This is a genomic window from Pseudomonas fluorescens (assembly GCF_001307275.1).
GTDB classification, from domain to species: domain Bacteria; phylum Pseudomonadota; class Gammaproteobacteria; order Pseudomonadales; family Pseudomonadaceae; genus Aquipseudomonas; species Aquipseudomonas fluorescens_AA.
The window spans coordinates 854,953-875,473 of sequence record NZ_CP012831.1 but is presented as its reverse complement, the minus strand read 5'-3'; the positions used below and the strand labels follow the sequence as shown (position 1 = coordinate 875,473).

15 protein-coding genes are annotated in these 20,521 nt (G+C 59.8%); all 15 read left to right on the top strand.

What is annotated here, in order from left to right; genetic code table 11:
- Positions 1-179 precede the first annotated feature (179 nt).
- The gene (locus tag AO356_RS03940) at positions 180-917 is read left to right on the top strand and encodes a flagellar basal body rod protein FlgF (RefSeq protein WP_060738660.1); all 738 of its coding nucleotides are present in this window, start codon (positions 180-182) and stop codon (positions 915-917) included.
- Between the two features lie 49 nt (positions 918-966).
- Positions 967-1,752 (top strand): flagellar basal-body rod protein FlgG, encoded by a 786-nt coding sequence (flgG, locus tag AO356_RS03935; RefSeq protein ID WP_053146447.1) that lies wholly within the window; start codon positions 967-969, stop codon positions 1,750-1,752.
- Positions 1,753-1,822: 70 nt separating this feature from the next.
- Positions 1,823-2,518, top strand: coding sequence for a flagellar basal body L-ring protein FlgH (gene flgH / locus AO356_RS03930; RefSeq protein ID WP_060738659.1), 696 nt, complete (start codon positions 1,823-1,825; stop codon positions 2,516-2,518).
- 45 nt (positions 2,519-2,563) lie between these two features.
- On the top strand, positions 2,564-3,634 hold the full coding sequence (locus AO356_RS03925; protein WP_161798353.1) for a flagellar basal body P-ring protein FlgI: 1,071 nt from the start codon (positions 2,564-2,566) through the stop codon (positions 3,632-3,634).
- Positions 3,635-3,644: 10 nt separating this feature from the next.
- Positions 3,645-4,949, top strand: coding sequence for a flagellar assembly peptidoglycan hydrolase FlgJ (gene flgJ / locus AO356_RS03920; RefSeq protein ID WP_060738658.1), 1,305 nt, complete (start codon positions 3,645-3,647; stop codon positions 4,947-4,949).
- A 10-nt stretch (positions 4,950-4,959) separates the two neighbouring features.
- Positions 4,960-7,026: a flagellar hook-associated protein FlgK gene (flgK, locus tag AO356_RS03915; RefSeq protein ID WP_060738657.1), complete on the top strand. Its 2,067-nt coding sequence runs from the start codon at positions 4,960-4,962 to the stop codon at positions 7,024-7,026.
- A gap of 13 nt (positions 7,027-7,039) precedes the next feature.
- Positions 7,040-8,605, top strand: coding sequence for a flagellar hook-associated protein 3 (locus AO356_RS03910; protein WP_060738656.1), 1,566 nt, complete (start codon positions 7,040-7,042; stop codon positions 8,603-8,605).
- Positions 8,606-8,715: 110 nt separating this feature from the next.
- Positions 8,716-12,297, top strand: coding sequence for a glycosyltransferase (locus AO356_RS03905; RefSeq protein WP_060743067.1), 3,582 nt, complete (start codon positions 8,716-8,718; stop codon positions 12,295-12,297).
- A 64-nt stretch (positions 12,298-12,361) separates the two neighbouring features.
- Entirely contained in the window at positions 12,362-15,256 is a 2,895-nt protein-coding gene (locus AO356_RS03900; protein WP_060738655.1) for a TIGR00180 family glycosyltransferase, read from the top strand.
- A 330-nt stretch (positions 15,257-15,586) separates the two neighbouring features.
- Positions 15,587-16,513: a ketoacyl-ACP synthase III gene (locus AO356_RS03895; RefSeq protein ID WP_027912745.1), complete on the top strand. Its 927-nt coding sequence runs from the start codon at positions 15,587-15,589 to the stop codon at positions 16,511-16,513.
- Positions 16,514-16,787: 274 nt separating this feature from the next.
- A complete protein-coding gene (locus AO356_RS03890) occupies positions 16,788-17,636 on the top strand; it encodes a flagellin domain-containing protein (protein WP_053178496.1) in 849 nt (282 codons plus the stop codon).
- Between the two features lie 72 nt (positions 17,637-17,708).
- Positions 17,709-18,074, top strand: coding sequence for a flagellar protein FlaG (locus AO356_RS03885; RefSeq protein ID WP_060738654.1), 366 nt, complete (start codon positions 17,709-17,711; stop codon positions 18,072-18,074).
- Between the two features lie 82 nt (positions 18,075-18,156).
- On the top strand, positions 18,157-19,587 hold the full coding sequence (gene fliD / locus AO356_RS03880) for a flagellar filament capping protein FliD (protein WP_060738653.1): 1,431 nt from the start codon (positions 18,157-18,159) through the stop codon (positions 19,585-19,587).
- A gap of 131 nt (positions 19,588-19,718) precedes the next feature.
- Complete coding sequence (gene fliS / locus AO356_RS03875; RefSeq protein ID WP_060738652.1) at positions 19,719-20,114, top strand: flagellar export chaperone FliS; 396 nt, start codon at positions 19,719-19,721, stop codon at positions 20,112-20,114.
- A gap of 11 nt (positions 20,115-20,125) precedes the next feature.
- The gene (locus tag AO356_RS03870; RefSeq protein ID WP_003199075.1) at positions 20,126-20,422 is read left to right on the top strand and encodes a hypothetical protein; all 297 of its coding nucleotides are present in this window, start codon (positions 20,126-20,128) and stop codon (positions 20,420-20,422) included.
- Positions 20,423-20,521: the final 99 nt, after the last annotated feature.

Below are 20,521 nucleotides of genomic sequence, written 5' to 3'. Positions count from 1 at the left end.
ACTTACCGGCATAACCGCGCCGGTTTTTCGTCTTCGATACATCTCCACAAGCCCACCAACCCCCTCAAGCCCTTTGTTTACAGGCCTGCGTGGCATCAGGGGAAAGTTGGTCTGCAAATTGCTTGAGGCTGTGCAACACAGCAGTGGACGGCAAACGTCCGGCATGCAGAGGAACGACAGTGGACAAGTACCTTTATGTGGCAATGACCGGCGCCAGCCAGAACGCACTGGCGCAGCGGGCCCATGCCAACAACCTGGCGAACATCTCCACCAATGGCTTTCAGAAAGACCTGGAGCAGGCGCGCTCGATGCCTGTATTCGGTGACAGCTTTCCGGCGCGGGCCTTTGCCCTGTCCGAGCGTCCCGCTACTGACTTCACCCCGGGCGCGCTGGTGGAAACCGGTCGTGACCTCGACGTCGCGGTGAGCGGGCCGGGCTGGATGGCTGTGCAGAACCCCGACGGCGGTGAAAGCTACGTGCGCACCGGCAGCCTCAATGTCGATGCCCTGGGCGTACTGCGGGCCGGCAACGGCATGCCGGTGATGGGCAACGGCGGTCCGATCGCCGTGCCGCCGGAACAGAAAATCGAAATCGGCCAGGACGGCACCATCAGCATTCGCGCCATGGGTGAAGGCCCGCGGGTGATGGCTGAAGTGGACCGCATCAAGCTGGTCAACCCGGACCTCAAGAACATGACCAAGGGCCTGGACGGCTCGATCCGTACCAAGGACGGCCAGCCGGCGCCCATCGATGCCAACGTGCAGTTGGTGTCGGGTTTCCAGGAGGCGAGCAACGTCAATGCCGTGGATGAAATGACTTCGGTGCTGGCCCTGGCCAAGCAGTTCGAGCTTCACGTGAAGATGATGAACACCGCCAAAGAAGGCGACGAGGCCATGGCTCGGGTCTTGCAGATCTAACCATTAATTAAAGCGTCGCGCCGAAAAACAGGCGTACGAGGAGAATCGAATGCTTCCGGCTCTATGGGTTGCCAAAACAGGTCTGTCCGCCCAGGACACCAACCTGACGACCATTTCCAACAACCTGGCGAACGTTTCGACCACGGGTTTCAAACGTGATCGCGCCGAGTTCCAGGACCTGCTGTATCAGGTAAAACGCCAGCCTGGCGCCCAGTCGACCCAAGACAGCGAATTGCCGTCGGGCCTGCAAGTGGGTACGGGTGTACGCATTGTCGGCACCCAGAAGAACTTCAACGCCGGCAGCCTGCAGACCACCGAGCAGCCGCTGGACATGGCCATCGACGGTCGTGGTTTCTTCCAGATCCTGCAGCCGGACGGCACCACGTCCTACACCCGTGACGGTACGTTCCACCTCGACTCCAACGGCCAGATCGTCAACGCCAGCGGTTTCGCCCTGGAGCCGGCGATCATCATTCCGAACGATGCCCAGACCTTTACCGTGGGCCGTGACGGCACCGTGTCCATCACCGTGGCGGGCAACCCGGCCGCCCAGGTGATCGGCAACCTGCAGACCGCCGACTTCATCAACCCGGCCGGCCTGCAAGCGGTGGGCAACAACCTGTTCCTGGAAACCGCTGCCAGTGGCGCGCCGCAAGTCGGCACCCCGGGCCTGAACGGTTTCGGCACCACGCTGCAGAACACCCTGGAAACGTCCAACGTGAGCACCGTCGAGGAGATGGTCAACATGATCACCACCCAGCGTGCCTACGAGATGAACTCCAAGGTGATCTCCACCGCCGACCAGATGCTCTCGTTCGTTACGCAGAATCTGTAATCGTCACAACGCCCGTCATTACGTAGACAGGGCGGCCCCAGGGTCGCCTGCAACACCAAGAGGTAGGGTCATGAAACGCTTCGTATCTGTTCTGGCACTGAGTGGCATCACCGCACTCGCGGGCTGTGTCGCGCCGACACCCAGGCCCAATGACCCGTATTACGCTCCGGTGTTGCCGCGTACGCCGTTGCCGGCCGCCGCCAACAATGGCTCGATCTACCAGGCCGGCTTCGAGCAGAACCTGTACAGCGACCGCAAGGCTTTCCGGGTCGGTGACATCATCACCATCACCCTGAACGAGCGGACCCAGGCCAGTAAGAACGCCAACTCGCAGATCGACAAGACCAGCGAGACCAGCGTCGGCTTGACCTCGTTGTTCGGCTCCAGCCTGACCACCAACAACCCGGTCGGTGGCGGCGACCTGAGCCTCAACGCCGGGTACAACGCTGACCGCGCCACCAAGGGCGACAGCAAGTCCGGCCAGAGCAACAGCCTGACCGGCTCGATTACCGTGACCGTCGCCGATGTGCTGCCCAACGGCATCATCGTCGTGCGCGGCGAGAAGTGGCTGACCCTCAACACCGGTGACGAACTGGTGCGCATCGCCGGCATGGTTCGCGCCGACGACATCGCCACCGACAACACCGTTTCGTCCACCCGTGTGGCCGATGCGCGCATCACCTATTCGGGCACCGGTGCCTTTGCCGATGCGAGTCAGCCAGGCTGGTTCGACCGTTTCTTCCTCAGCCCGAAGTTCCCTTTCTAGGTGGCCCAGTTGAATCTTAAGCAGCTGTTGATAGGTGCCCTGGTGATGTCCGCGGCCTTTACCGCTCAGGCCGAGCGGTTGAAGGACATCGCCAGCATTTCCGGTGTGCGCTCCAACCAGTTGATCGGCTACGGCCTGGTCGTGGGCCTGAACGGCACCGGCGACCAGACCACCCAGACCCCGTTCACCCTGCAGACCTTCAATAACATGTTGTCGCAGTTCGGCATCAAGGTGCCGGCCGGCTCTGGCAACGTGCAGTTGAAGAACGTTGCGGCGGTGTCGATCAGTGCCGATCTGCCGGCGTTCGCCAAGCCCGGCCAGCAAGTGGATATCACCGTTTCGTCCATCGGTAACTCCAAGAGCCTGCGTGGCGGTACGTTGCTGCTGACGCCGCTCAAGGGTATCGACGGCAACGTCTACGCCATCGCCCAGGGCAACCTGGTGGTGGGCGGTTTCGATGCCGAGGGTCGCGACGGTTCGAAGATCACCGTCAACGTTCCGTCGGCCGGCCGCATCCCCGGCGGTGCGTCGGTGGAACGTGCGGTACCGAGCGGTTTCAACCAGGGCAACAGCCTGACGCTGAACCTCAACCGTTCCGACTTCACCACCGCCAAGCGTATCGTCGACAAGATCAACGACATGCTCGGCCCAGGCGTGGCCCAGGCCATCGACGGTGGGTCGATCCGTGTTACCGCGCCGCTGGATCCGAGCCAGCGGGTCGACTATCTGTCGATCCTGGAGAACCTCGAGGTCGATCCGGGCCAGGCGGTGGCGAAAGTCATCATCAATTCGCGCACCGGCACCATCGTGATCGGCCAGAACGTCAAGGTTTCCCCGGCCGCCGTGACCCACGGCAGCCTGACCGTGACCATCACCGAAGACCCGATCGTCAGCCAGCCGGGCCCATTGTCCAACGGTCAGACCGCCGTGGTCCCGCGTTCGCGGGTCAATGCCGAACAGGAAGCCAAGCCGATGTTCAAGTTCGGCCCGGGTACGACCCTGGATGAAATCGTCCGGGCGGTGAACCAGGTCGGCGCGGCGCCGGGCGACTTGATGGCCATTCTCGAAGCCTTGAAACAGGCCGGCGCGTTGCAAGCCGACCTGATCGTGATTTGAGGGCCGAGCCATGGATATGCGCAAGGGCGCTTTGATCAGCGGAGATTCAGGTTCCTACTCGGACCTGAACCGTCTGAACCAGCTCAAGGTCGGCGACAAGAACAGCGACGGCAACCTGCGTAAAGTGGCGCAGGAGTTCGAATCGCTGTTCCTCGGTGAAATGCTCAAGTCCATGCGTTCGGCCACCGAGGCCTTGGGCAAGGACAACCCGATGAACACGCCGGAAGCCAAGCAATACCAGGAAATGTACGACCAGCAGTTGGCCGTTTCCATGTCCCGCGAGGGCGGCGGTATCGGCCTGGCCGATGTGCTGCTGCGCCAGATGTCGAAGAACAAGCCACTGGCGCCCGGTGAGGCGGCGACGTTGTCGGCGGCCAAGCAGCAAGAGGCCCTGGACAAGGTCGCCAAGGCGCCGGTCCCGACGCCGGTGGCGGCGGGGACCTTGCCCACCGACGGTCCGTTGTCGCGTACCAATGGCCAGCGTCCGTTGTGGGCTTCGCGGGCCGTGAGTGCGCCGCAAGGTGCCGAGGGCGTCCACCGCAACGACATGGAACTGCTCAACCAGCGTCGCCTGGCCCTGCCGCCGAAACTGGCCGACCGCCTGCTCGCCGGGCTGGTGCCTTCGGCCTCGGCCAATGCCGATGTCCCAGCGCAGAACCTGCTGCCGGATCGCGCCATCGCCGCCGTCAAGCCGGCCACCGGCGAACTGGCCAATGGCGACTGGCTGGCCGCGCTCAAGGCTTCCGAGCCGAAAGGGGACATGCAGGTCTATGGTCGTGCCGTGGCCCAGCCACCGCTGGCACCGGCGCGCAAGGCCTTCCGCGATGCCGATGAATTCGTCAACGCCATGCTGCCAATGGCCAAGGAAGCCGCCGACCGCATCGGTGTCGACCCCCGTTACCTGGTGGCCCAGGCCGCCCTGGAAACCGGTTGGGGCAAGTCGGTGATGCGCCAGCCCGATGGCAGCAGCAGTCACAACCTGTTCGGCATCAAGGCCAGCGCCAATTGGAAGGGCGATTCGGCACGGGCGATCACCAGCGAATTCCGCAATGGCGCGATGGTCAAGGAGACGGCCGAGTTCCGTTCCTACGCCTCGTATCGCGACAGTTTCCATGATTTGGTCAACCTGCTGCAAAGCAACAGTCGCTATCAAGATGTGCTGAAGTCGGCCGATAACCCCGAACAGTTTGTACGCGAGTTGCAGAAGGCCGGTTACGCCACCGACCCGCACTACGCCAGCAAGATTTCGAACATAGCCCGGCAGATGACGAGTTACCAAAACTACGCTTCTGCAGGCGCCACCACGACTTTATAAGGTCTGAACCATGAGTTTGCTCAATATAGGGATGTCGGGTCTGTCAGCAAGCCAGACTGCGTTGGTGACCACGGGTAACAACATTGCCAACGTCGATACCGCTGGGTATTCGCGTCAGCAGACCGTGCAGACCACCAAGGCGTCGAACCAGTACGGCAACGTGTTCATTGGTTCCGGCACGACCCTGGCCGATGTGCGCCGGGTGTACAACGCCTTCCTTGAAGCACAACTGAAAACCACCACGTCGCTCAACAGTGACGCGGCGGCCTACCAAGGGCAGATCACGCCGCTCGACTCCCTGCTGTCGGACAGCGGCACCGGTCTCAACGGCGCACTGACCAAGTTTTTCGCCTCGGTGCAGAACGTCAACGCCAAGCCGGGTGACGATGCATCCCGGCAGTTGCTGCTCAGCGATGCCCAGGCCTTGAGCAACCGTTTCAATTCGATTTCCAACCAGTTGACGGAGCAGAGCCAGAACATCAATGGCAACCTGTCGAACATGGTCGACCAGGTCAATAACCTGGCGGCCACCGTTGCGCAGTTGAACAAGAAAATTTCCGAAGTCTCCAACGCCGGCGGCGCCCCCAACGACCTGCTCGATGCCCGCAGCGAAACCATTCGCCAACTGTCGACCTTCACCGGCACACAGGTTGTCGAGAGCGGCAACAGCCTGGATATCTACCTGGGCTCCGGTCAACCGTTGGTGATGGGCAACATCGTCAATACCCTGGAAGCGGTGCCGGACAAGAACGATCCAGGGCGCATGGGTATCCAGCTCAACAGCGGTTCCAGCTCCATGGACCTGACGTCGGTGCTTACCGGCGGCGAGATCGGTGGCCTGATGCGTTACCGCAGTACCGTGCTCGACCCGGCCATGAACGAGCTGGGGCGCGTGGCCCTGGTGGTCGCCGACCAGATGAACAGCGTCCAGGCCTCGGGCATCGACATGAACGGGGCCTTCGGCTCCAACCTGTTCACTAACATCAACAGCGCCACGCAGATCAGCCAGCGCAGCGTTGCGTCGTTGAACAACAGCGCCGGCTCCGGCAACTTCAACATCGCCATCAAAGACTCCGGCAAACTGACCACCAACGACTACAAGGTGACGTTCACCAGCGGCACGGACTACACCGTCCAGCGCCTGCCGGACGGCACCTCGATGGGCGCGTTCAACACCGCGACCACGCCTCCGCCGGTGATCGACGGTTTTTCGATGACGTTCGCCAACGGCACCGCCGTCGCCGGCGACTCGTTCAAGCTCACGCCGACCCGCAACGCGGCGACCAACATCAAGACCGAGATGACCGACTCCAAGCGGCTGGCGATTGCCGCGCCGTTGGGCGCCGCCATCGTGCCGGGGGGCAGCGGCACACTGACCATCCCGGCCAGCGGCCAGCCGAGCATGACCACCAAGCTGGACATCTACGACGCAGCCACCACGACCATCATCCAGAACGGCATCAAGAACTCCATGCCGGTCAAGGTGGTGTTCGGCGCGACGTCCGCCGATGGCACCAGCCAGGCTTATCAATTGCTCGATGCCAAAGGTGTCCAGATCAGCAATGGCACGATCAAGCCCGGCGAAAGCAACACCTTGAGCCTGAGTGTTCCGCTCAAGGACGCCAGTGGCAACCCGATCATGGATTCGTCCGTGCCGCCGGTTCAACGCACCGTCACGTTCGACATGTCCATTGCCGGTGCTCCATCCAACGGCGCCTCGATCAATGTCAGCCTCAGCCAGGCCGGTAGCCTGGACAACCGTAACGGTACTGTCCTGGCCGGTTTGCAGACGGCCAAGACCGTAGACACCGGTTCGGCCAGCAAGGGTATTTCCCTGAACGATGCCTACGGCAAGCTGGTGGAAGGCGTCGGCGCCAAGGCCGCCCAGGGCAAGCTCGACAGCGCCGCCACTGGGGCGATCCTGGACAATGCCAAGACCGCCCGCGATTCGCTGTCGGGTGTGGACCTGGATGAAGAAACCGGCAACCTGGTCAAGTTCCAGCAGTACTACACCGCGTCTTCGCAGATCATCAAGGCGGCGCAGCAAATCTTCAGCACATTGATCAACAGCCTTTAAGGAGCCGTAGCCCATGCGCATTTCTACCTCTCAGTTCTACGAAAGCACGGCTGCGAACTACCAGAAAAACTTCGCCAAGGTGGTCAAGACCAGCGAGGAAGCCAGCAGCCTGGTGCGCGTGAACACCGCCGCGGACGATCCGGTGGGCGCCTCGCGCTTGCTGCAACTGGGCAACCAGGCTTCGATGCTTTCCCAATACGAAACCAACGTCACCACCATCAAGGCGACCCTGGGCACGACCGAAGCGGTCATGACCAGCATCGGCAACGTGCTGCAGCGCGCCAAGGAATTGGCCGTCAGTGCCGGTAACGCCGCCTACACCGACGCGGACCGTAAAGCGGTTGCCTCGGAATTGGGGTCGATCGAAGATCAGTTGCTGAGCCTGATGAACACCAAGGATGAAAACGGCAAATACATCTTCTCCGGTTCCAAGGGCGATGTCGTACCGTTCACCCGCAACGGCGATGGCACCTACAGCTACAACGGCGACCAGGTGACCCTGGATCTGCCGATTGGCGACACCATGTCGATGGCCACCAACAGCACCGGCTGGGAAGTGTTCCAACAGGCTGTCAACACCAGTCGCACCCAAGTCACCATGACTGCGCCGGCGGTGGATGATGGTCGTGTGGTACTGACCAACGGCCAAGTGTCGTCCAGCGTGACCTACAACAGCCAGTTCCGCAGTGGCGAGCCGTACACAGTGGAGTTCGTCAGCGGCACCCAATTGAAAATCACCGACTCGGGTGGCAACGATGTGACCGCCGAAGCCAGCAAGGGCGGGGTCATCGAGCCTAGTAACCAGATCGGGCAGACGGTGAGCTTTCGCGGTGTCGACTTGACCTTGAACGTCAACCTTCAAGCAGGCGATGTTGCAGGCACGGTCTTGCCCGGCCATACCTTCACCCTGGCTGCCAAACCCGATTCGTTCACCCCGGCCCGCAGCCCGGGCAACAGCACCGCGACCCAGATCACCGGTAGCGCAATCACTGATCCGACGGCCTACCACGCCAGCTTTCCGACGGGGGCGGCGGTGCTGAAGTTCACCAGCGCCACGGATTTCGACCTGTACGCCGCGCCACTGACCGCTGACAGCAAACCGGTGTCCAGCGGTACCCTGGCGGGCAACGTCGCCACCGCTTCCGGCGTGAGTTTCACCCTCAATGGTGCCCCGGCCGCCAACGATCAGTTCAGCATCGCGGTCAATACCCACGAGACGCAGAACATCCTGGACACCGTGAACCAGTTGCGGACTGCTTTGAGCACGCCGGCCGATGGCGACAACATCGCCATCCAGAAACTGAACGCGTCACTGGCTTCGGCGATCGGTAACCTGGCCAGCGGCACTGACCAGTTGACCAGTGCATTGAGTTCGGTCGGTGGTCGTGGCCAGTCGCTCGATACCCAGAGCGATACCAATCAGAGCTTTGTCCTCGCCAACTCGCAGACCCAGTCGGCGATTCGTGATTCCGACCCGGCCGAAGTGATGACGCGCTTGACCTTGCAGCAGACGATGCTGCAGGCGTCGCAGTTGGCGTTCAGCAAAATCACGCAATTGGGATTGTTCAACAAAATCTGATCCAGGGCAGGGACCGTGACGCTATAAGCGGTCCCTGACCCGTTCCTCTATACGATTCAGGACGTCCTGCTCTCGCCTGAGTTGACGCCCAACGGTTGAGAGCCATGCGTGTGAAATCAGCTCCTCTTGTCAGCATTGCCATCCCCGCGTACCACCCACGCTTTTTCCGCCTCGCCTTGCAAAGCGCGCTCGAGCAGACCTACGAGAACCTGGAGATTGTCATCTGCGACGACTGCCGCACCGATGCAATCGAGCAGATTGTCCAGGAAGTGGGCATGGGCTCCACAGTTACGGTGCGTTACCTGCGCAACCCGACCCGGCTGGGGTTCCAGCAGAATCTGTTGCGCTGTCTTGAAGAGTCCCGGGGCGAGTTCATCAAGTTCCTGTGCGATGACGACCAGTTGCTGGCGTTCTGCGTCAGCCAACAGGCGGCCATCTTGCAGGAGCATCCTCAAGTATCGCTGGTGATCAACAAGCATCATTTAATCGATGCCGACAACTATGCCTTGCCGGTCCGCGTTGAAAATACGGGCATCACGCAGTTCGATGCGTTGTTCAACGGCAACGACATGCTGGCGTATTTTGAAAAGACCACCCGTAATATTCTCGGTGGTTTGAGTGGCGCATTGATGCGTCGCACAGATGTCGACGCCCTGCTGCCAGCGTTGGCGCGGCCCGGCGAAGGCTTCGAGGCTGTCCTCGATTTTGCCTTGTTCATCTGCCTGTTGCGCCGGGGCAATCTGGTCCAGCTTTATGCCGAGGGAAGCGGCCAGCGGTTGCACCCCGAGCGCCTCGAGCGTCAGCACAAGATGGTTGAGGCTGCCACGGTAGAGCTGACCTGGCTCAAGGAAATGCTGGCTCAGCGCAGTGGCGAGCCGGCGCCAGCCAGTGGCTGGGTGCGTTACCAGTCGCTGGGACAGCCCAAGGAGCCAGGGGCGCCCGAGTGGGAAGAAATCAACGTCTATTCAGTCATTGCGACTCGCCAGGGCGTCATCGGCTCGCAAGTCGGCACGGACATCGAAAGCTACGCAGACCTCTATGCGCAGTGGCTGACATGTCGACGTTTCAGTCCATTGCGCAAGCAAGTCTTGTCCCGGCAGATTGCCCGCTGGGCCTATCGACCGATGATCGTTCCCGTCATCATCGATGAGCAAGATGATCCTTATGCGCTGGGTATTACCCTGCAGAGTATCGCTGCCCAAGCCTATGCCTGCGAATCGGTGCTGTTGCTGTCCAATGGGCGCCAGGCCGTGGACAACCATGTCCTGCGCCTTGGCCTGCAAGCGGACTGGGCGCAGCAGCTCAATGGGCTGTTGCCTCAACTGGACGGCGCCGACTGGTTCTACCTGCTGCGTGCCGGCGATCGCTTGACGGAGTCTGCGCTGCTGATCATGGCCGATCGGATTGTCAGCTCGCCGGCTGCTGCCTGTCTCTACAGCGATGAAGGTGCGCTGGTGGATGAGAAGTCGGTGGAGCCGATCTTCAAACCCGACTTCAATCTCGACCTGATGCGCGCTTATCCCTATGTTGGTCGGACACTGGCTTTCGAGCGTGCCCGATTTGTGGCCTCGGGTGGATTCGATTCGAGCCTGGGCGAGCTGGCACCCCATGACTTGATCTGGCGGCTGGTGGAAACGGACGGGCCACAGGTCATTGGCCACATTCCTGAAGTCCAGGTCGAGTCGACGTTTTCGTTTGCCCAATGGCTGTCGTTGCCGGAAGTCATCGAGCAAAACGTCCGGCTGATCGAAGCTCATCTACAGCGTATCGGCGTGCCTTACCGGCTTCACCCAGGACCGCTACTGGCGTTGGTCCCGCGCATCGAATACCTGTTCGCCGAGCGCCCCCTGGTGTCGATCGTCATCAGCGTCAAGGATGACCTGGGCGCGCTGGAGCGTTGCGTCAACAGCCTGATCAGCACGACTGCGTACCCGCATTACGAAATCATCATTGTCGATAACGCCAGTGAAAACGCCGAGCTGCAGCATTGGCTGCGGGCCATGGCCGAGCTGGGCAGTGAAAAGTTGCGAATATTCCTGCACCCGCAAAGCAGCAGCGAAGCAGTGATCCGCAACTTCGCCGCGCAGCATGCCCGCGGTGAATACCTGTTGTTGCTCAACCCCAATTGCATCGTGCTGGAAGCCGCCTGGCTGGATGAGTTGCTCAATCATGGACAACGTCCCGAGGTCGGTATCGTGGGGCCTCGCACACTCAACCAGCAAGGCCGGGTCATCGACGCCGGCATGATCATGGGGCTGGGTGGGTTGGCGGGCAGGGCCTTCGTCAACGAATCGGTCGCGTCTGGCGGCTATATGCAACGCTTGCAGACGGTACAGAACTGGAGCGCTGTCGGCGATCACTGCCTGTTGGTGCGCAAGCAGGTTCTGGAGGAGGCCGGTGGGTTCGATGAGTCGATCACAACACAGCGCATCAACGCTCTGGAGTTATGCCAGCAGGTCGGAAAAAACGGCTACCTGATCGTCACCACGCCTTACAGTGATGTCGTGCTGGTGTCCGGCGTGGAAGCCAGTCGCGATCCTTCGTGGAAGCAGCGGCTGGAGCTCGAACAAGAGGCGTTCTATCAGCGCTGGTTGCCCAGGATTGCCAACGATCCTGCCTACAACCGTAACCTGACCCTGATCGGCAAAAGCTTCTGCCTCGAGCCCGGACCACGCACCGGCTGGAATCCATTGATCACCCGCAACGTCCCTTCGATCCTGGGGCTGGCGGTCAATACCTCGGCGGTGGGGCATTACCGCGTCAGCCAACCGTTATTCGAACTGGAAGCGGCTGGGCGAGTCGTGGGGCGTGTTGCCTACGATACGCCCTCGATCATCGACATCGAGCGCCAGTCACCGGATGTGATCATCCTTCAGGGTCGCTACAACGTGGGTAAGTTCAAGGACATCACTCAAGTCAAGACTTACTCCAACGCCATGCGCATCTACGAATTGGATGACTACATCGCCAGGGTCCCGGAAAAAAACGAACACCGCCGCAATATGCCGGACAATCTCGAGGACTTGCTACGCCAGGGGATCGGCCTGTGTGATCGGGTGGTAGTGTCCACTCATCCGTTGGCGGATGCTTTGTCGAGCATGCATCACGATATCCGCGTGGTACCGAACATGCTGGCAGCCGGCCTGTGGAACCAGCTCAGAAGCCAGCGTGCAACCTCCAGCAAGCCGCGTATCGGCTGGGGCGGCGGCACCAGCCACCGTGGCGACCTGGAGCTGATTGCCGATGTCGTTCGGGAATTGGCCGACGAAGTCGAATGGGTGTTCTTTGGCATGTGCCCCGATTTGCTCAAGCCTTATATCCATGAGTTTCATCCGGGCGTGAGCCTGGCGGCTTATCCGGCGAAGCTGGCCAGCCTGAACCTCGACCTGGCCTTGGCGCCGTTGGAGTTCCATATCTTCAACGACTGCAAGAGCAACCTTCGCCTGCTGGAATACGGTGCGTGCGGCTATCCGGTCATTTGTTCGGATACCGAGGCTTACCGGGGGCACCTGCCTTGTACCCGGGTCCTCACCAACAGCACCGACGAATGGCTGGAGGCAATCCGTATGCACCTGGCGGATCCGATTGCCAGCTACCGGATGGGCGACGAATTACGTGAAGTGGTGCTGCGCGACTTTATCTTGCGCGGCGATAACCTGCAGTACTGGGCCAATGGTTGGCTACCGGATTGAGAGTTTCAACTCACGAAACTCCCGGTGTCGCTGATGCGGTCACCCCACTTGTTAAGGAATGAATATGCAAAGCAATGTCCCAACAGGATCGACTGCGCCGTTGAATGAACGGTTTACCCTGGTGCTGCTCGCTCACGACCAGTCGACTGCCCTGCGGCGGGCGTTGCGCCATTACCGCGACAGTTCGTTCGCCGTACTGGTGATCGACTCGTCGAGCCTGGTCGACGCTGATATCAAGGCAGCGTTCCCCGGTGTGCAATACCTGCACGCGCCCACGGCCATTGGTTTCGGCGATAAGGTTCGCCAGGCTGTCGAGCGCGTCGCCACGCCTTATCTGGCGATGGCCGATGCCGAGAGTTTTCTGTTGCCCCAGGCGCTTGAACAAGCGTTGAGTTTCCTGGAAGCGCACGTTGAATACAGCGCCTGTCAAGGCTACAGCCTGGCGTTCGAGGCCCATGCCGATCGTGTCGACTATTACTTGCTCGATCACAAGGGCTGTGAGGATTATTCCGGCCCATCGGCCGAAGCCCGGCTGGCCGTGTTTGCCGAGGATTGCCCGTCCCTGGTGAATGCCCTCACGCGCACTGAAACCCTGCGGCGCAGTTACGCTGCGTTGCCTGCCGGTTTTGATTCGCGGTTGCAGGAGGCTGGCCATTGCTATGGGGTGGTGGCGGATGCCAGGGTTCGCTTGCTGGACATCCCTTATGGCCTGCATGAACGTAGCCGCGTGGCGAAGCCACAGAATCTGGTTGCCACGGCGCCAGGCTCCGTGGACTTGCGTGCGGTCGCTGAGCAGGAGCGTTTTGCCACGGCCTTGGCCGGTGCGTTCGGTACGGATAACTCGGTGCGGGACTATGCCAAGGCCATCGTCAAGAAACTGGACGAGCGTTCAGTGCCACAGACCAGGAAACTGTTCGAGTCGATCTGGGATTCGCGGCGTGGCGAGCCGGTCCGTCGTTTCGAACCGACGCAATACGTTGAGATGCCGTTCTATAACCAGGCTTTTTTCGACGTGCTCACTTCGCTGGAATTCCTGCTGCATGCGGCGCCAAGCGGGCAGGTGCAGTTGAAAGAGCTGGAAGCCGTCATGCTCAAGCAGAAGGAACTGTCTCGCCCCCAGCGCAACACCAGCGCCGAGCCGCTTGATGAACAGCTGGCGAGGGCTTTCCTGAGCTATGCGTTCAACCAGGATCTGGTGAAGCAACTGCTGGAGGTCATGCAGGCCAAAGGTGACAAGCGCTACGTGCAAATGCTCCAGGCCTGGGACCAACGGCTCAAGGCGGCGGCGTTTGAAAATACCGCGAGGCTGTTCGACGTCACACGCTCCGGTCAATTGCTGCGCTGGCTCGAGGCGCGTGAACCGAGCGCCAGTGAAGCCCGGAAAGTGTCCAAGTACCTGGCCGCTCGCAACGGTGGCCCGACGTTTGGAATTTTGATCCTGGACCTGGACGCCGACATCTTCAAGATGCAGGCAACCTTCGACAGCGTGATCAATGGCTATTGCCGGGCGTTCAAAATTGTCGTGTTCACCACTGGTGAGCTGCCGAGCGAGACTACACCGCAGAACGTCCTGCATTTCGTCAAAGTCAACGAAAGCAATTACATCGACAAAATCAATCAGGTTGTCAGCCAGAGCGATTGCGATTGGATGGTCATGGCCGAGGCCGGCGATGAATTGACGCCCGGCGGGCTGTTCCGCGCGGGTGTGGAATTGCTGGCCGCGCCGCACTGCCAGGCCGTGGCAATGGACGAGTTCCAGCGTCAGCCTGACGGGACTCTGGCCGATGTCTTCCGGCCTGGGTTCAACCTTGACTTGCTGCAAAGCGCTCCGGCGTTGATGGCCCGTCATTGGCTGGTACGCCGGGAGACGTTGGTTAAACTCGGCGGTTATTCGCGCGAGTTCAAGAGCGCGATGGAGTTCGACCTGCTGCTGCGTCTTATCGAGCGGGACGGCCTGGAGGGGCTTGCCCATCTGGATGAGCCGCTGCTGATTTGCCAGGCACCTCCAGTGGAAGACAACGTCGATGAGCGCAAGACGTTGCTGCGTCATCTGGCGGTTCGCGGTTATCAGGCCGATGTGAGCGCGGTCGTGTCGGGCACGCATAAAATCGACTACCGCTTTGCCGAGCGCCCCATGGTGTCGATCATTGTCCACGGTGCCTGTGACCTGACGACCCGACAACGCTGCCTGCTCAGCGTCCTGCAGCGCACGCGATATCAGCGCTACGAGGTATTGCTCTGCGCCGCCGCGGCAGACAATGCTGTGCTGCGTACCTGGCTCCAGGGGCAGGGGCACCAGGCAAGTCGTGTTCGCTTGTTGGATATCGAACCAGGCACGGCGACGGGCGCATTGATCAACGCTGCCAGCCAGGAGGCCAAGGGTGACTATCTGGTGACGCTGGCGGCAGACGGTGAAGTGGTCAACGTCAACTGGATCGAATCGCTGCTTAACCAGGCCTTGCGTCCGGAAGTCGGCGTGGTCGGTGCCAAGCTGGTCGAGCGCGACGGACGTATCACCCAGGCGGGCCTGATTCTGGGCTTGAACGGCGAAGTCGGCTCGGCATTCGTGGGCGAGCCGAAGGCTGCCAGAGGCTACATGAACAGGTTGGTCGTCGAGCAGAACTGTTCGGCGGTGTCGTTTGCCTGCCTGATGATTTCCAAGCAACTGTTCGAAGCGGCTGACGGTATAGACAGCGATTTGTTCGACGATGCCTTGGGTGATGTGGACCTGTGCCTCAGGGTCGGCCAGGCCGGTTACCTGACGGTATGGACGCCGCATGTGCAGGTTATCCAGTCCGGCGTGCTGGCGAGTACGCCACAGGCGTGTGCGGCGCTACGTGAGAAGTGGTCCGGGGTGTTCGCTCAGGATCGGTTCTATAACGCCAACCTGGCGCTGCAAGGCGCTGGTTTCGCCCTGGGGCCGGTGCGCAACGTACCCTGGACCGACTTGCTGGCATAACCCCGCCTTCCGAGGCGAGCCATCGACGCTGGCAGGTAAAACCTGCCGGCGCTCTCGCCCAATTGCACCGCCATCCTCAAGATTTCTGTCCAGTACCCAATACTGTCGCGGGAAATGACACGGCTTAGTTTGTCATGAAAAAATGCCCCTTCAGGACAAAACAGCGTGACGCATAGGTCATAAAGTGCATCTTCACTGTATTGTATTCCCCGGAGTGGAGGCCTGTTCGTTCGCCTGATAAGGCGTCCGCCCTTGGAAATCAACCATTTTTGACGCGCCCCTGAGCTTTCGGGGGTGAACCTAGTCGCAGTTCATGATCGGGAAGCCATGATGATTGGCATAAAAAGCATAGCGAGTTATGTGCCGACCGCTGGTGTGGATAACTACGCTCAGGGTGCCAAATTCGAGAAGGATGAAGAGTTCATCCTTGGCAAGATCGGTTCGGCGTTCCTGCCGCGCAAAGACGCTGACCAGGAAACTTCGGACCTGTGTGTCGAAGCAGTGAATGCATTGTTCGCCAACAATCCGCAGCTTTCGCGCGAATCCATCGACGCGTTGATCGTTGTCACCCAGAACGGTGATGAAGAAGGGTTGCCGCACACGGCCGCCATCGTGCAGGACAAGCTCGGGTTGCCGACCCATGTGGCGGCGTTCGATATATCGCTGGGCTGCTCGGGCTATGTATACGGCATTTATGCCCTGAAAGGCTTCATGGAGGCCGCAGGGTTGAAGAATGGGTTGCTGGTGACCGCCGACCCGTATTCGAAAATCGTCGACCCTGAAGACCGCAACACCACCATGTTGTTCGGCGATGCCGCTACGGCTACCTGGATGGCCGAGGGCGCCAGCTGGCAGTTGGGCAAGGCCAAGTTCGGCACCGACGGTTCCGGCGCGCCACACCTGAAGGTCAGCGACGGGGTGTTTTTCATGAACGGTCGCCAGGTGTTCAACTTTGCCTTGCTGAAAGTACCGGCTCATTTGCACGAACTGCTGGACGAATCCTCATTGCAAGCCAGCGACATCGACGCATTCTGTATCCACCAGGGCAGTGCGGCGATTGTCGATGCCGTGGCAAGGCGTTTCGAGGGGGAGCCTGAGAAATTCATCAAGGACATGGTCGAGACCGGCAATACCGTGTCGTCGAGCATTCCGCTGCTGCTGGAAAAGCATGTTCTGGATGCTGACTGGAAGCGCGTGGCGATCAGTGGTTTCGGTGTGGGCCTGTCGTGGGGCTCGGCGATTCTGTATCGCGATTGATCGAACCACGTCCTTCCAATAGCGCTTCAGGTTGACCTGGGGCGCTTTTTTTTGCCCGCGACATTGTTCTGCGGTTTATTGACGCCATTTTTCGGACCTTCCCCCATGGCTAAACCCTTGTTTCACAAGGGGTGGCAGTCTGCTAGCAAATTTTTTGAAAAAAGCCCTCAAGCAAGTTCCCAATCCGACGATAACTATTACGAAGGTTCTCTAGGCCACACCCGGCGGTTGCCAGGGCCGGAAGCCGCAGTACCCAACCAACGAGGAATTCGTCATGGCTTTAACAGTAAACACTAACGTCACATCGTTGAACGTTCAGAAGAACCTGAACAAGGCTTCCGATGCTCTGTCCACTTCGATGACCCGCCTGTCTTCCGGCCTGAAAATCAACAGCGCCAAAGACGACGCCGCCGGCCTGCAGATCGCTACCCGTATGACCTCGCAAATCCGCGGTCAGAACATGGCGATCAAAAACGCCAACGACGGTATCTCCATGGCGCAGACCGCTGAAGGCGCGATGCAGGAGCAGACCAACATTCTGCAACGTATGCGTGAACTGGCCATCCAGTCCCGTAACGACAGCAACAGCGCAGATGACCGTATCGCTCTGAACAAAGAGTTCTCGCAGATGAGCGACGAACTGACCCGTATCGCCAACAGCACCAACCTGAACGGCAAGAACCTGATGGACGGCACCGCGAGCACCATGACCTTCCAGGTCGGTGCTGAAAACGGTTCTGACAACCAGATCACCCTGACTCTGAGCGCCAGCTTCGACGCCGCAACCCTGGGTGTTGACTCGGCAATCACCATCGTTGGTTCCGACAGCGCTACTTCGGAAACCAACTTCTCGGCCGCCATGGATGCAATCACCAGCGCGATCGACACCATCAACAGTGCTCGTGCCGACCTCGGTGCTGCCCAGAACCGTCTGAACAGCACCATCTCCAACCTGCAGAACATCAACGAAAACGCCAGTGCTGCACTGGGTCGCGTACAAGATACCGACTTCGCTGCTGAAACTGCACAACTGACCAAGCAGCAGACTCTGCAGCAAGCGTCTACCTCGGTTCTGGCCCAGGCCAACCAACTGCCATCCGCTGTACTGAAGCTGCTTCAGTAATAGCTGGATGAGTTTTAGCGGGGGAGTGCGCTTGCGTGCTCTCTCGCTTTTTCCGTTCAAGAGGTGATGGACATGGATATGAGCGTGAAGCTGAACTTGTCTTATCCAGCGGCGAAGCCGGCACCTACAGTGGCCGACAAGCCCGTGGAGAAGCCTCAAGCCGACGTTGCTACCGTGACCCCGGTCAAGGAAGCTCCTAAGGACGCTGCCGCCGAGCAGGACAAACTCAAGAAGGCCGTTCAGGAAATCGAGAAGTTCGTCCAGTCGGTCAAGCGCAACCTGGAGTTTTCTATTGACGAGCCTTCAGGCAAAGTAGTGGTCAAGGTGATTGCCAGTGGTTCCGGTGAAGTGATTCGCCAGATCCCGAACGAAGAAGTTCTGAAACTGGCCAACAGTTTGAATGATGCAAACAGCTTGTTGTTCAGCGCCGAAGCCTGACAACCGGCACGAATTTTGTTGTTATGTTCTTTTGGGCGTTGTAAAGGTCAAAAGGCCGGCGACACACTGAAGGGAGTCCCACATGGCAAGTCCAATTCTACCTGGCTTGGGTCTAGGCTCTGGCCTCGATACCACTGCGATCGTCAAGGCGCTGGTCGATTCCGACAAGGCCGCCAAGCAAGGTCAGATCACCCGAGCGACCACGACGACGACCAACAGTATCTCCGGGGTGGGAACCCTGAAGTCGTTGTTGGCGGCGTTCAACACCGCCATGAAGGACTTGTCCAGCACCACGACCCCGCAATTCTCGGGTTTTGCTGCAACATCCTCGACCCCCACTGTTCTGACGGCAACCGCCAGTAACTCAGCGGTGGGCGGTACCTATGCAATCAAGGTCGATAACATCGCAACGGCTTCCAAGGTCACCTCGGCGGCCTTCGCCGGTGGCACTAGCAGTGCCATCCCGAGCGGTACGTTGACCATCAAGCAGAACGGTATCGACTACAACCTCGACGTAGCGTCCGGAGCGACCCTGCAATCGGTTCGTGACGCAATCAACGCCGACACTTCGCTCAAGGCGGCGGGTTTCAGTGCCAACATCATCACTGACTCTTTCGGTTCGCGCCTGGTGCTGGGTTCAAGCACGACCGGCGCCGGTTCCGACATCTCGGTGAGTGGTATTGCGGGGCTGGAGATCGATGGGACGAACGTTGTGGGGGCCGGGGGTGCTGCGCTGACAGCCACTTCGGCGGGCGCCATCGGTGCCCTGGCCCAGGATGCCAAGTTCTCCGTCGATGGCATGGCGCTGACCAGCAAAAGCAATACGGTAAGCACGGCGATTTCCGGGTTGACCTTGAATTTGCTCAGTGGCGGACCGACCGCCAGTTCAACCGTCACCGTGGCGCCGAACAACGATGGCCTGAAAGCCTCGATCCAGAAATTCGTCGATGCCTATAACGCGATCGCCAATAGCATCACCGCACTGACCAAGCCGTCGCTCGACAGTGATGGGAAGCTGACGGTGTCGGCAAAATTGACGGGTGACGCGTTGCCGCGCGCGCTGCTGGCATCGATTCGAACGCCTTTGTCTGAAACCGGCGCTGGCGACAAGCTGACGTCGCTGGCCCAGTTGGGTATTACCACCGACCAGAAGACGGGCGCGTTGAACTTCGATACCACCAAGTTCAACACGGCGATGAACGACAAGAAGCTCAGCGGTGAAGTCCAGACGTTGTTCACTGGCACCAATGGCCTGCTGGAGCGCATGGGCAAGGCCATCGAACCCTACAGCCAGACGGGCGGCATCCTCGATCAGCGCACTACGGCGCTGACCAGGACCCAGACCCGCCTGAAGAACGATCAGGAGGCTTTGGATCGCCGGGTCGAGACCCTGACCGCCACGCTGACCAAAAAGTACAACGACATGGATACCCTGGTCGGCAAGCTGAAGGCGACTGCGAGCAACATCACCTCGATGTTCGAAGCATTGACGGCGCAACAGAAAAACAGCTGATTTTCGACGGATGCAAAAAGCCCGGCAACGTTTTGACAACGTTCCGGGCTTTCGGCTTTTCGGTCTAAAGTTTTTTGACGCAGCGTCGATACGCTGTTTATACGAACCGAAGTTTTTTGATGAGGTAGAACATGAATCCGATGTTAGCCCTTCGCCAATACCAGAAGATTGGCGCCCAGGCGCAAACCTCCGAAGCAAGTCCCCATCGTCTTGTACAGATGCTCATGGAAGGGGGGCTGGATCGTATCGCCCAGGCCAAGGGTGCGATGGAGCGCAAGGATATTGCAAACAGAGGCATCCTGATCAGCAAGGCCATCGGCATCGTCGGTGGTTTGCGTGAAGGCCTGGACCTGGAAAACCAGGCCGAGTCGGTCGCTGAATTGGATGCTCTTTACGCTTACATGATGAAACGTCTGGCCGAAGCCAACGTCAAGGCCGATCCGAAGATCCTCGACGAAGTCGCCGATCTGCTTCGCACGGTCAAGGAAGGCTGGGACGCCATTGCCGCACCTGGTCCGCAATTCTAAGGAGCACGCTCATGAGTCTTGTCCTGCAGCGAATCGAACAAACCCGTGATGCCTTGGTCGATGCCCTGGCCGAGCGAAACTGGGAAGCCATCGGTCAGTTGGACCTGGCTTGCCGTTCCTGCATGGAAGATGTCCTGGGCGAGTCCCAGGTGGACGAGGCGGCGTTGCGGATCAATCTTGAGGAATTGCTGGGGGTGTACCGGCAATTGCTGGAGGCGGCGACAGGAGAGCGTCAGGCGATCGTCGACGAGATGCAACAGATCCATCAAGCACAGAACGCCGCAAAGGTTTACCATCTGTTCGGTTAATGCTCAGTTAATCCGAGTCCGTTGCGCCATAAATTTGACTGTGCACGGTTTTTTGACTTAACTAGTAGCTGTTTACAGATTTAAGGCGTCTACAGGCAT